Source organism: Thermomicrobiales bacterium (assembly GCA_041390825.1).
Taxonomy (GTDB): Bacteria; Chloroflexota; Chloroflexia; order Thermomicrobiales; family UBA6265; genus JAMLHN01.
The window spans coordinates 75,840-88,037 of sequence record JAWKPF010000006.1; the positions used below are offsets into that span (position 1 = coordinate 75,840).

The following is a 12,198-nucleotide window of genomic DNA, read 5'->3' on the forward strand; positions in this document are numbered from 1 at the left end:
CAACTCTGACCGGTACACTGCCGACATGGCGACGATGCACGCACATTGCCATCTGAATTCTGGCGCGCCGATGGGATCTCCCCACTCGGTTCGCTTTGCCTACTCCTTTTATTACTACTACGCCTACCAGGCGATGCTGGAGGGACGGTCGAGCGGCGAATAACACAAACGCAGCATGAACCGAACATCCAGTGTCGCAACGAGCCGGGGAGTTTCCCTGGCTCGTTTCGCTATCCGGGACACCTCTGTCCCAACTCGAGGGAAGGAACGTACCGATGAGCGTGACGATGAGCACAAATCAGGTTCGACATTTCCGCGACGGTCATGCCGGGGAGCGCGATCTCCTCGGTGGCAAGGGAGCCAATCTGGCCGAGATGACCCGCATCGGGCTTCCGGTCCCTCCAGGATTCACCATCACCACCGACGCCTTTCGCGCGTTCCGCCAGCACGACGGCCGCGTGCCGGACGAGCTTTGGTGCGAGGTCGCGGCCGCGCTGGGCGAGGTCGAGACGCGGCTCGGCAAGCGCTTCGGCGACCCCACAGCCCCGCTCCTCCTTTCGGTCCGCTCCGGCGCGCGCGATTCGATGCCCGGCATGATGGACACCATCCTCAATGTCGGGTTGAACGCGGAAACCGTCGCGGGGTTGGCGCGTCTCTCCGGCGAACGGTTCGCCTGGGATTCGTGGCGCCGGTTGATCCAGATGTACGGCCGCGTCGTTCTCGGGGCGGACGGCGAGGCGTTCGAACATGCGCTGGCCGCGGCCCGCGCGCGCTCGGGGGTCGAGCACGATCACGAGCTCGATATCGCCGCGTTGCGCGAACTGGTCGATGAATTCCGCGCGATCGTCGCGGCAACCGGCGTGCCCTTCCCGGACGATCCGTGGGATCAGTTGCGTGGCGCCGTGGCGGCCGTCTTCCGCTCGTGGGATTCGCCGCGCGCCATCGCCTACCGGCGTTCGGCCGGCCTGCGCGAGGACGGCGGCACCGCGGTAACGGTGCAAGCCATGGTCTTCGGCAACCTTGGCGCAGGTTGCGCGTCCGGGGTGGCGTTCACCCGCAACCCGAACACGGGCGCTGCCGGCATGTTCGGCGAATACCTGCCCAATGCGCAGGGCGAAGATGTCGTCTCCGGGGTGCGCACACCGCTGCCGGTCGAGCAGATGACCGCCGATCCGTTGTTCGCAGCCGCCCATGCCGAACTGCTGGCGGTCGGCGAGTTGCTGGAGCGGCACTACGCCGACATGCAAGACCTGGAATTCACGGTCGAAGACGGCAAGCTCTGGATGTTGCAAACCCGCACCGGCAAACGGACCGCCACGGCAGCGGTGCGCATGGCCGTCGACATGGTGGATGAGGGCCTGATCGACGAAGCCACCGCGGTACGGCGCATTCGCCCGGCCGAGATCGATGCCCTGCTGCACCCTCAGATCGACCCAGCGTTCACCCGTGATGTCATTGCCACCGGCATGCCGGCCAGTCCGGGCGCGGCGTCGGGCCAGGTTGCCCTCACCCCGGAACGCGCGCAAGCGCTTGGCGAAGCCGGTGAGGCGGTCATTCTGGTGCGGCAGGAAACCGCCGCCGAGGATTTCCCCGGTATGGAACGTTCGCGCGGCATTCTGACCGCGCGTGGCGGAATGACCTCGCACGCGGCCGTGGTGGCCCGCGGGATGGGACTCCCGGCAGTGACCGGGTGCGGCGCGATCGAGATCGATCTTTCAGCCGGAGCCTTCACGGCGAATGGCACGATCGTGCGCGAGGGCGATTCCATCACTATCGACGGCGCGACCGGCGAGGTCTTGCTCGGCACTGCGCCAATGACCGTGGCCGGGCTCGATTGCGCTGCCCACCGCCTGCTTTCCTGGGCCGACCGATTTCGCCGCATGGGCGTGCGCACCAATGCCGATACGCCGGCGGACGCGCTCCGGGCGCGCGCGTTCGGCGCCGAGGGTATTGGGCTCTGCCGCACGGAGCACATGTTCTTCGCTCCGGGCCGTATCGAGGTGATGCGCCGGTTGATCCTGGCGCAATCGGATGCCGAACGCTCCCTGGCGCTCGAAGAACTGGAAGAATTCCAGACTGCCGATTTCGCCGGTATCTTCCGGGCGATGGACGGCTTGCCGGTCACGATCCGGCTGCTCGATCCGCCGCTGCACGAATTCTTGCCCCCGGTCGAGGAGTTGCCGGCGCTGGCCGCCATCATGGGCATCGAACCGGAGGCGCTGGCAAAGCAGGTCGCCGCGCTGCATGAGGTCAATCCGATGCTCGGGTTGCGTGGGGTGCGTCTGGGCATGACCGTGCCCGAGATCACCTGCATGCAAGTGCGCGCCATCTTCACCGCAGCCATCGATGTCGCCCGCGACGGGATCGAAGTGCTGCCGGAGATCATGATCCCGCTGGTATCGACCGCATCCGAACTCGCCAATCAGCGCGAGCATATCGAACGTTGCGCCGCCGAGGTGATGGCGCGCACGGGAATGACGATCCCCTACAAGGTTGGCACCATGATCGAAGTGCCGCGCGCCGCGCTGCTGGCCGCCGATATCGCCCAACATGCCGACTTCTTCAGCCTCGGCACCAACGATCTGACCCAGATGACCTTTGGGCTCAGCCGGGACGATTCCGCCCGTTTTCTCCCGGAGTACTTGCAAACCGGGGTACTGGCGGACGACCCATTCCAGGTGCTGGACGACCAGGGCGTGGGGCAACTGGTGCGCATGGCCACCCGCAACGGCCGCAGCACCAAACCGGCGTTGTCCGTCGGTGTCTGCGGTGAGCATGGCGGCGACCCGCGCTCGATCGCGTTCTGCCACCATGTCGGGCTGAACTACGTCAGTTGCTCGCCCTTCCGCGTGCCGGTGGCGCGGTTGGCCGCGGCGCAGGCGAATATCGGGAGCTAAGCCGAGAACGTCGAGCCGAGCGTGGGAGATGTGGCCAGGTTGAGCCCCGGATCATTCGTATTCGCCGGTCACGCCCATTTCCTCACGTCGTCCCAGGCCCCCGTGCCTGCCAACTTCTTCCTCACGTCGTCGCAGGCCTCTGTGCCTGCCAACTTCTTCCTCACGTCGTCGCAGGCCTCCGTGCCTGCCAACTTCTTCCTCACGTCGTCGCAGGTCTCCGTGCCTGCCCACTTCTTCCTCACGTCGTCGCAGGCCTCGTGCCTGCCACTTCTTCCTCACGTAGTCGCAGGCCTCTGTGCCTGCCAACTTCTTCCTCACGTAGTCGCAGGCCTCTGTGCCTGCCAACTTCCTCCCCTCACGCAGTCGCAGGCCTCCGTGCCTGCCAACTTCTTCCTCACGTCGTCGCAGGTCTCTGTGCCTGCCAACTTCCTCCTCACGTAGTCGCAGGCCCCCGTGCCTGCCCTCCCTTCACGTAGTCGCAGGCCTCCGTGCCTGCTGTCTGGCGCAAGAGCAGCCACGGTGGGCTGCGGCTACGAAGGAGGGCTGCGGCTACGGGTTTGGGGACAGCAGGAATCCAGCATGAATGATCCAGGCCAGGAGCAGCCACGGAGGGCTGCGGCTACGGGGTTTGGGGACAGGAGGAATCCAGCATGAATGATCCGGGCCAGGAGCAGCCACGGTGGGCTGCGGCTACGCGGCGATTCGGTGGTAGCTGGTCACGGCGTCGAACCGATCATGTGGCGAAACGGAAGGATCACGAACTCGGCCGGGCGGATGGGAGCAAAGCCAACCTGGATGTTCAGGATGCCCTGCTCGATGTCCGCCTGCGTCATCGTGTCCAGACCGCAGCGGACGAAAAACGCGTCGTCCGGCGTATGGCCCTGAAACGCTCCCTGCCGGAAGAGCGTGTGGAGGAACTCGCCGACATCTGACCGGATGCGCGACCAGAGCCGCTCGTTGCTCGGCTCGAAGACGGCCCACCGGGTGCCCTCGTCGATGCTTTTCTCGATGAAGAGCGCCAGTCGCTTCACAGAGACGTAGTTCCATTCGGGCGAAAGCCCATCGGCGCCCTGAAGCGTGCGGCCACCCCAGGACACCACCCCAACGGGCGGGACGGTTCGAAGGGAGTTCACGCCGAGACTGGCGAGAGCGGAGCGCTCGGCCTGGGTGAGGTCGCGTTCGAGCCCGACCGCTCCGCGAATGGTTGCGGCGTTCCCGGACGGGCTCGTCCAAACGCCGGAAACCGCGTCGATGCGGCCCATCATTCCGGCAATCGCGCCCGCAGGCGCGAATGGCTGCGTTTGCTGCGTCAACGGATTCTTCGCGGTCACCCGTGGATAGAAGAACGCGGCGTTCTGCGCAGCCGCGCTCGATTGCGGCAAGGACTTCAGCAATGCTGCAAGCCCTATGCCCACGGTATCGACCGCTCCCGATGCGCTTCCAACCGGTGGATCGATCAGCAGGAAGGCGCGCCGCTCCCGGCAATACGCGGCAGCGGCGCTCCAGGTCGAAGGAGTAGGGTCTCGGTCCCAGGCAAACGGAGGAATGACCAGGAGATCGAAGTTCGGCTTGTGCTCGAGGAGATAGATTCCTTGCCGGGTGTCACGTCCGCCGGCGGGAACCAGATCCGCATCATCGATCTGGCTGCCGGGGGTGAACTCGGTTGCGTCTCGCGCGGCCACCCGCGCGACGAGCGCAGAGTGGCCACCATTCTCGAAAAAGTGCTGCACCGCAAAGCTGAGCGGGCTCTCGTCCCAGAGTCCGCCAAATATGGCGCCGAACTCGGCGGCGCTGTCGACCTGCACCGGGCGATCGAGCGGTCCGCGGCGAGTTCTCCCGACGAACGCCGTCACCGCGGTCGACGTGGCGGCGATTGGGTGAGGTTCGAGTGGCTGCATGCGCATCGGATTCTCGCCCTTTCTGGCCATCGCTCAAGACCGAACGCCGGACTCTCAGCCTACACCCAGCCGGCGCAGGTACGCTTGCAGTCTGACGCTCGTTCCGTTGTCCGTCCGGGGTTTCACTATGCTACAAACCTTCTCCCGCAGGACGCTGCTGGCCGCTCTTGGCTCACTCCCCCTGGTTGCGCGTGGCGTGACGCGCGCGCAAGATCTGGCGCCGCTTCCCGATCCGGACTGGACGCTGGTCAGTCCCGGCGAGGTCGGGCTGTCGGATGCGCAGTTGATCGCCGCTGGCGATTACGCCGCGGTCAACATGCCGGATATCACCGGCATCGTGGTGGCGCGCAACAACGGGTTGGCCTACGAACGCTACTTCGGTGACGACTACGGCATCGACGATCCGGTCAATGTGCGTTCGATCACCAAATGCGTCACCGGAACGCTCATCGGCATGGCGATCGACGACGGGCTCCTTTCCCTGAGCAGCACCATCGGGGAAACGATCCCTCACCTGATCCCCGCCAATGCCGATCCGCGCACCGCGGGCATCACGATCGAGAACATCCTCACCATGAGCAGCGGCTGGGCGTGGGACATCAGCACCGACTGGTATACGCTCACAGCCGCGCCGAACTGGACCGAACTCACCCTGAGCCTGCCAGTGGTCTACGAACCCGGCACGTTCTATGCCTACAACACCGGCGGCAGTCACCTGCTCGGGGTCATCGTTCAGGAGCTTGCCGGCGAAGATCTGGCCGACTACGCCGACCGCCGTTTGTGGGCGCCACTGGGCATCGCCAAACCGCGATGGCGGCGCGCGCCGGAAGGGGTCGTCTCAGGGGGCTCGGGTGTCGAGCTGACACCCCGGGATGTCGCGAAGTTCGGATTGCTCTCGCTGCGCAATGGGCAATGGGGTGACCAATCGCTCGTTTCAGAGGGGTGGTTCCCCGAGGCGACCCGGTTCCATCTGCAGGGTGACTCGACCGGCTATGCCGGGTATGGGTACCAGTGGTGGGTGATCGACGACGGCAACGGCTTCCACGCCTATTTCGGGTTGGGTTTCGGCAGCAACTATCTCTATGTCGTGCCGGCGCTCGACCTCGTGGTCGTGGTGCTGAAAGGGTTCGACGATCCGCCCAGTCCCATCTCCATCGTCCGTCCCTTCATCGAAGGTTGGATCCTCCCGGCCGTCATCGCCTGATCCTCACGGACCCTGCTGCGGAATTACCGATGCCCGTACGGGCGGCTACGCAATTCCGCAGCGAACCCGCCTCTCCAGGAAATACGTCGAAACGTGAATGGGCAGTCCTGCATACGCTGACTACCATGACGTTGTCATCGGATGTGACCGCAGGGCACACGATCGAGCATCGAAGGGGAGAAAGGGGCGCGCGGATCGAACGGATTTCGAGCAGATACATGGAGGAGTTCTGTCCGGAACCACCGGACCCGGCTAATGGATCAGCCGGTCGCCCATCGCGGGCGATCGCAAACGCTTCAGGCAGAAAGTAATGGCAATCACAATGACCGCACGCTTCGATCAGCGCAGAGTTACTCGGCGATCGTTTCTCAAGCAACTGGCAGGCGGCGCGGCCGCGCTTGGCGCCGTGGGTGTCCTGACCAACAGCACCCTCGCCTCGGCCGGACCCGAAAAGCTGTACACCACCTCGGCGCTCAATCTTCGCTCGCAGCCGAGTCTCTCCGGCTCGGTGCTGCTGGTCATCCCGGCCGGCGCCGCGGTGGGCGATCAGGGCGAGCAGCAGAACGGTTTCACCAAGGTCTCCTACTCCGGCAGCATCGGCTGGGCCAAGAGCGACTATCTGACTGGCGGCAGCGGCGATAGCTCCGGCAGCGGCAATCCCAACAATGCTGCCTATCGCGGCCAGGCCAAGACGACATCATCGGTCAACATGCGCTCGGGCGCGGGGATGAGCTACGGTGTGAAGCTGGTGATTCCAGCTGGCGCGGTGGTCGACGTCTACGACGATTATGGGTACTACTTCTGGCTGGTGAACTACAACGGCCAGTTCGGTTGGGTGCACGACGATTTCCTCATCATGGACTACGACGAAGGATCGGATATGCCGGCCTATACCGGTATGGGCGTCACGACCGCGACGGTGAATCTGCGCGCCGGTGGAGGCACGGGCTATGAGGTGCTGGCGGTGGTCCCGTCGGGCGCCCAGATCGAGCTTTATGCCGGACCCGCCGGCAGCTGGGGCCGGGTGCGCTACAACGGCCAATTTGGCTACATCCATAGCGACTATATCGCCAGCGTGCTGTAGCCCAGCACGTCCAGCCAGTCTTCCACGCAACGCCCCTGGTTCACTCGACCAGGGGCGTTTCTGGTTGTGGTGACCAGACACGACGCGACGGCCCAAAGTGCCAGTTGGCCCGGCGTGATATTTCGGCTAGATTACGTTCATCAGACAACGCATATCTCCTGGTAGTGCCCCTGTTCTTGCTCGATACGCCGCCAGAAGGTGAAGGCCAGGACCCGTGGACGAGAATCGGCAGATCTACGACCACTTTCGCGCCATCGGCGAACGCCACGCCGCCGAGGTCTACCGGTGCTGGCAAGCGCGCGAGTTTCCCCAGGCGCTTTGGGATGAGCTCGGCCGCGAAGGTGTGCAGTCCGTTGCCACCTCCCGCGGCCAAGGACTCGAAGCGGGCGCGCTCTTTCTCGCCCAGGTGATGGAAGGGGTCACCTATGCCACCCTGGATGGTGGCTTCATGATCTCGGTCGCCGTTCACGGTGTGTTCGGTCTCGGCCTGATCGACCGCTGCCCATCGGAGACGGTCCGGAACCGGTATCTCGACCGGCTCTGCTCCGGGAAAGAGATCCTGGCCTTCGCGGTCACCGAGCCGCACGGCGGCACAGACGCGCTGAACCCGTCGACACGGGTCGTGCACTGCTCATCCGATTGGTGCACAGTCACCGGACGCAAGTGGCATATCACCAACGCTCCGTTTGCGGCAGTGATCCTGGCGCTTGCGAAAGACGAAGAGGGCCGGTTGGTGCTGGCGATTGTCGATCGTGATCTCGAGGGGGTATCGGTGGGTCCGACGCTGGCGCCCGCGGGCGCGCGCACGTCGCCTGTCGCGGAAATCGTCTTCGAGCATGTGCGCATACCGGCAGATCATGTCTTCCGGCCTGTCGGCGGAGTCAACAACGCGCTACGCAAGGTGCTGACCGCGGAAAAGATCCTTGGCGCCTACCCGGCCATCGGCATGATGGACCGCGTTACCGCGGAGTCGGTCGCCTTTGCGCGCTCGCGTTCCGGCAGCGGACAGGCGCTGATCCGGCAACAGTTCATGCAATACCGGCTGACCGAGATGCAAATTGCGATCGAGACGATCCGCGCCTTCGCGCAACGAACCCTGGAGCGGTTCGCGCGGGGAGAGGACGTCACGCTCGAAGCCGCCGCGCTCAAGCTGCAGGCGATGCGCGTGGGCGTGGAAACCGGCATCAACGCCATCCAGGCATGTGGGAGCTACGGGTTGCAGGAAGGATCGCGCCTCCCCATGGCGATGCTCGATGGGTTGAGCGGAACGATCGGCGGGGGCACCGAAGAAGCCCAGCGCATGATCATCATCACCGAGATGATGCGCCGCCGCAGCCGCGGCCAGCCTCGCGGCGAACGCGAACCGAGCGCCTCATAGACCGATTCCACACCCCCGCCGGTCAGAAGCATGCGCCTCAGAACGCCGGCGTGATTGGCGTCAGGTCGAGCGCCTCCGCGGTCAACTGGACCGAGCGCAGCCGGGTTTCGACAGACAACGCCCGATGCGCGGTGATGAGCTCGTCCGCTCCGGTCAACCGTTGGAACTCGTCGAGATAACGGGCGACATCCGCCGGATCGCCTGCCGCGGTGAAGTGGAGCATTTCGTCCACCATGGCTGCGCGCGGAGTGCCGAGCAGCGCGTCGACCTCTTCAAAGGTCAGTTTCGGACCGCCGCCGCGGCTGAGGATCTCGCGCGCCCAGTTGCGGCGCACCAGCGCCAGTTCCGCCAGCGCGACCTCGGTGGTTTCAGCGGCAAGCACGCCCACCCCGGCAATGACGTAGGGCTCGGCCAACTGTTCCGAGGGCTGAAAGCTGCGGCGATAGATGTCGATGGCGGAATGCAGCAGCCGGGGCGCGAAATGCGACGCAAAGGCATACGGCAAGCCGAGCTGGGCGGCCAGTTGCGCGCCAAAGGTCGACGATCCGAGGATATAGATGGGAACACGCGTGCCCTGGCCGGGGAGCGCCTGCACCCCTTCGAACGGGCTTTCATCGCTCAGCCAGGCTTGCAGTTCGAGCACATCTTGCGGGAACCGCTCGGCCGACATGGGATCGCGCCGCAACGCACGCGCGGTCAGTTGATCGCTGCCGGGCGCACGGCCAAGCCCAAGATCGATACGGCCCGGATAGAGCGTTTCCAGCGTGCCGAACTGCTCGGCGATCAGCATGGGCGCATGGTTGGGCAACATGATGCCGCCCGCGCCGAGGCGAATGGTCGAGGTCTGCGCGCCGATATGCGCGATCAGCACCGATGTGGCCGACGACGCGATCGATTCGATGCTGTGATGCTCCGCATACCAGACGCGTTTGTAGCCAGCCTGCTCGGCCAGCTGCGCCAGCCGCACGCTCCCGGCAAAGCTATCGGCAATCGTCTCTCCTTCACCGACCGAGGCAAGATCGAGAATCGAGATGTTGGACAAGTTGGGGTAGGACGTGGGCATGCTTCCTTCTAATACGAAGACGAGTTGCAGCGGCAAACGCCAGTCTGCACGACAACGACGTTCATTCAGGATACCGCCTGCGCGCGATCGGGGACGATCACACCTGCGCGAAGCAGCGCATCCCCGGCTATCGAACGCAGACGGTATGCTTCCGGCAGTTCCCATCCTTACCTGGATGCGCGTCGAGACATCCTGCGCATCCGAAGAGCGACGCACGCGGAGAGCACGATGTCGGTTCCCTACACGAATTGGTCTGGCGCGTTCACGTTCACCGCACCGGAGGCCCGCTCTCCAGCCTCGCTGGACGAACTGCGCCGGATGGTGGCCGATGCCGAGCGAATTCATGCCGTGGGATCGCGCCATTGCTTCAATGGGATCGCAGACTCGGCGGTGATCGTCTCCCTGGCGAACCTGCCAATGCCGGTGGAGATCGACCGGGACGCCATGACCGTGACGATCAATCCGGGCATGCGCTACGCCGAACTGCTGGTGGCGCTGGAAGCCGAAGGTCTGGCAATCCACAACACGGCCTCGCTGCCACACATCACCGTCGGTGGCGCGGTCGCCACGGCCACCCATGGTTCCGGCGACAACCTGGGCAATCTGGCAACCGCGGTTTCGGCGATGGAACTCATCACCGCCGACGGCGATATCGTCCGCTCCCAACGGGGCGATGCCGATTTTCCCGGTCTGGTGGTGCATGTGGGCGCGCTGGGCATCGTTCCCCGGATCACGCTCGATTTGCAACCAAGCTACCGGATGCGGCAAGAGGTCTTTCTCGATCTCGACTGGGACGTGCTCTACGCCCATTTCGACGAAATCATGGCCAGCGGCGACAGTGTCAGCCTCTTCTGCGACTACGGCCCCACCATCAACGAGCTCTGGGTCAAGACCCGCGTGGCTGAGGACGATGCCTGGCAACCCAGACCGGAGTTGTTCGGCGCGCGCGCCGCGACGGAGCAAACCCATCCAGTGCCGCGGTTGGACGGCACGGTCTGCACCGATCAGCTCGGTGCGGTAGGAGCGTGGTGCGATCGGCTGCCGCATTTCAAGCTGCATGCGCTCACCGATGCCGGCAACGAGATGCAAGCCGAGTACATGATCGAACGAAGGCACGCGGTCGACGCGATCAAGGCGTTGCGCGAGCTCGAAGCGCTCACCCGGCCCTACATTCTGGCCGCCGAGGTGCGCAGCGTCGCGCCAGACGATCTCTGGCTCAGCTCATCATACGAGCGCGAGACGATCTGCCTGCACTACGCCTTCGAGCTCGATCACGACATTCCGCGCAACGTGCTTCCCGTCATCGAAGCTGCATTGGCCCCGTATGCGCCGCGTCCCCATTGGGGCAAGCTCTTTGTGGCCACTGCCGAAGAGCTTGCGCCGCGCTATCCGAAAATGGCCGATTTCCGCGCGCTGGCCGCGCGGCTCGATCCGAACGGCAAGTTCCGCAACGCGTTCCTGGATGCGCACGTTCTGGGGTAACCATCCTCACGCTGGAAGGGTATTTCTTTATCCTACCGGTGAGAACAAGACGTTCGATCCAGCAGGACACAGTTGTCCTGCGCGACGCTGACGGTCACGAGACGGGGAGGACGAAATGAGCGGATTGACGGCGGAACAAGTCGAGCAGTTTCACACCGAAGGGTATCTGCTGGTCGAGAACCTGTTCGACCCGGAAGAAGACATCGCCCCGATTCTGGCCGAATATGCTGGTGTGCTCGACACCCTGGCGAACGATCTTTACGCCCAGGGCAAGATTGCCTCGACCTATGCCGATCTCCCCTTCTCCGACCGATTGATCCGAATCTACGAGGAAAGCGGCACGGTGCATCCGCAGTACTTCGATTTCTCGCTGCCGCAGAACGGCGTGACCCATGAGACGCCATTCTGGGCGGGGCCGGCGGTCTTCGACATGATCCGCAATCCTCGCCTGCTCGATGCCATCGAATCGCTGATCGGGCCGGAGATCTACTCCAACCCCGTGCAACACATCCGCATCAAGCCACCCGAATCGAAGACCTTCGAGAAACTCGCGGACTACGAGGTTGCCCAGGTGGGCGCGACACCCTGGCATCAGGACCAGGGCGTCATCACTGCCGAAGCGGACGAGAGCGACATCATCACGGTCTGGTTCCCATTGCGGGACGCCTCGGAACGGCATGGCTGTCTCGCGGTCGCGCCCAGAAGCCACCAGGAAGGACTCGTGCAGCACTGCCCGGCGACACGTGAGAACGCCGCAGGGGTGGGCGTCCATATCCGGCAGCAGATCATCGACGGGCGCGAAGTGGTGCCCATGCCGATGAAAGCCGGTTCGGCGCTTTTCATGACCAAGGAGACGATGCACTGCTCGCTGCGCAACACCAGCGATGAGGTGCGCATCAGCTTCGACCTGCGGTACAACCCGATCGGCCAGCCAACCGGGCGCGAAGCGTTCCCGGGATTCGTCGCCCGCAGCCAGGCGAATCCGGAAACCGAGCTCCACGACGCCGAAGCGTGGAACGCGCTTTGGCATGAAGCCCGTCGCGCGCTGGCCGAGCAGGACACGCCCAGGTTCAACCGTTGGGATCCGAATAGCCCGGCGTGTGCGTAGCGGGTCCAGGGTGCTGAGCCCTGAGTCCGGAGTCCGGAGACGATCGATGCTGCACGGTGGTCAGATCGACGATCGTGTGCGGCG

General features: G+C 64.5%; 9 protein-coding genes. 6 read left to right on the forward strand and 3 right to left on the reverse strand.

The genetic code is table 11. From position 1 onward, the window contains the following. Positions 1 to 275: 275 nt before the first annotated feature. Positions 276 to 2,897, forward strand: a complete 2,622-nt coding sequence (gene ppdK, locus R2855_02800) for a pyruvate, phosphate dikinase (protein MEZ4529935.1) — start codon at positions 276 to 278, stop codon at positions 2,895 to 2,897. Between the two features lie 68 nt (positions 2,898 to 2,965). Here ppdK and R2855_02805 read toward each other — a convergent pair whose 3' ends face one another. Together R2855_02805 and R2855_02810 are read right to left on the reverse strand one after the other, a co-directional pair. Next, complete coding sequence (locus tag R2855_02805) at positions 2,966 to 3,139, reverse strand: hypothetical protein (protein ID MEZ4529936.1); 174 nt, start codon at positions 3,137 to 3,139, stop codon at positions 2,966 to 2,968. Between the two features lie 474 nt (positions 3,140 to 3,613). Beyond that, a complete protein-coding gene (locus tag R2855_02810) occupies positions 3,614 to 4,801 on the reverse strand; it encodes a phage tail sheath subtilisin-like domain-containing protein (GenBank protein ID MEZ4529937.1) in 1,188 nt (395 codons plus the stop codon). A gap of 121 nt (positions 4,802 to 4,922) precedes the next feature. On the opposite strand from R2855_02810, the gene R2855_02815 reads away from it, so the two are divergent. The 3 genes from R2855_02815 (at position 4,923) to R2855_02825 (ending at position 8,461) form a co-directional block, all read left to right on the forward strand. Further along, entirely contained in the window at positions 4,923 to 5,999 is a 1,077-nt protein-coding gene (locus tag R2855_02815) for a serine hydrolase (GenBank protein MEZ4529938.1), read from the forward strand. Positions 6,000 to 6,309: 310 nt separating this feature from the next. After that, positions 6,310 to 7,083: an SH3 domain-containing protein gene (locus R2855_02820; protein MEZ4529939.1), complete on the forward strand. Its 774-nt coding sequence runs from the start codon at positions 6,310 to 6,312 to the stop codon at positions 7,081 to 7,083. Positions 7,084 to 7,297: 214 nt separating this feature from the next. Next, positions 7,298 to 8,461 (forward strand): acyl-CoA dehydrogenase family protein, encoded by a 1,164-nt coding sequence (locus R2855_02825; protein ID MEZ4529940.1) that lies wholly within the window; start codon positions 7,298 to 7,300, stop codon positions 8,459 to 8,461. A 37-nt stretch (positions 8,462 to 8,498) separates the two neighbouring features. On the opposite strand, the gene R2855_02830 is transcribed toward R2855_02825, so the two are convergent. After that, positions 8,499 to 9,524, reverse strand: a complete 1,026-nt coding sequence (locus R2855_02830; GenBank protein ID MEZ4529941.1) for an LLM class flavin-dependent oxidoreductase — start codon at positions 9,522 to 9,524, stop codon at positions 8,499 to 8,501. Between the two features lie 228 nt (positions 9,525 to 9,752). Between R2855_02830 and R2855_02835 the strand changes: the two genes are divergently transcribed. Beyond that, complete coding sequence (locus R2855_02835; GenBank protein ID MEZ4529942.1) at positions 9,753 to 11,006, forward strand: FAD-binding protein; 1,254 nt, start codon at positions 9,753 to 9,755, stop codon at positions 11,004 to 11,006. A 115-nt stretch (positions 11,007 to 11,121) separates the two neighbouring features. Then, on the forward strand, positions 11,122 to 12,114 hold the full coding sequence (locus R2855_02840; GenBank protein MEZ4529943.1) for a phytanoyl-CoA dioxygenase family protein: 993 nt from the start codon (positions 11,122 to 11,124) through the stop codon (positions 12,112 to 12,114). The last annotated feature ends 84 nt before the right edge of the window (positions 12,115 to 12,198 follow it).

What these genes read in the sequence shown, in the direction of transcription:
- R2855_02815 (MEZ4529938.1), top strand. Translation starts at nt 4,923, where the DNA reads ATGCTACAAACCTTCTCCCGCAGGACGCTGCTGGCCGCTCTTGGCTCA.
- R2855_02830 (MEZ4529941.1), bottom strand. Translation starts at nt 9,524, where the DNA reads ATGCCCACGTCCTACCCCAACTTGTCCAACATCTCGATTCTCGATCTT.
- R2855_02810 (MEZ4529937.1), bottom strand. Translation starts at nt 4,801, where the DNA reads ATGCGCATGCAGCCACTCGAACCTCACCCAATCGCCGCCACGTCGACC.
- R2855_02840 (MEZ4529943.1), top strand. Translation starts at nt 11,122, where the DNA reads ATGAGCGGATTGACGGCGGAACAAGTCGAGCAGTTTCACACCGAAGGG.
- R2855_02820 (MEZ4529939.1), top strand. Translation starts at nt 6,310, where the DNA reads ATGGCAATCACAATGACCGCACGCTTCGATCAGCGCAGAGTTACTCGG.
- ppdK (MEZ4529935.1), top strand. Translation starts at nt 276, where the DNA reads ATGAGCGTGACGATGAGCACAAATCAGGTTCGACATTTCCGCGACGGT.
- R2855_02835 (MEZ4529942.1), top strand. Translation starts at nt 9,753, where the DNA reads ATGTCGGTTCCCTACACGAATTGGTCTGGCGCGTTCACGTTCACCGCA.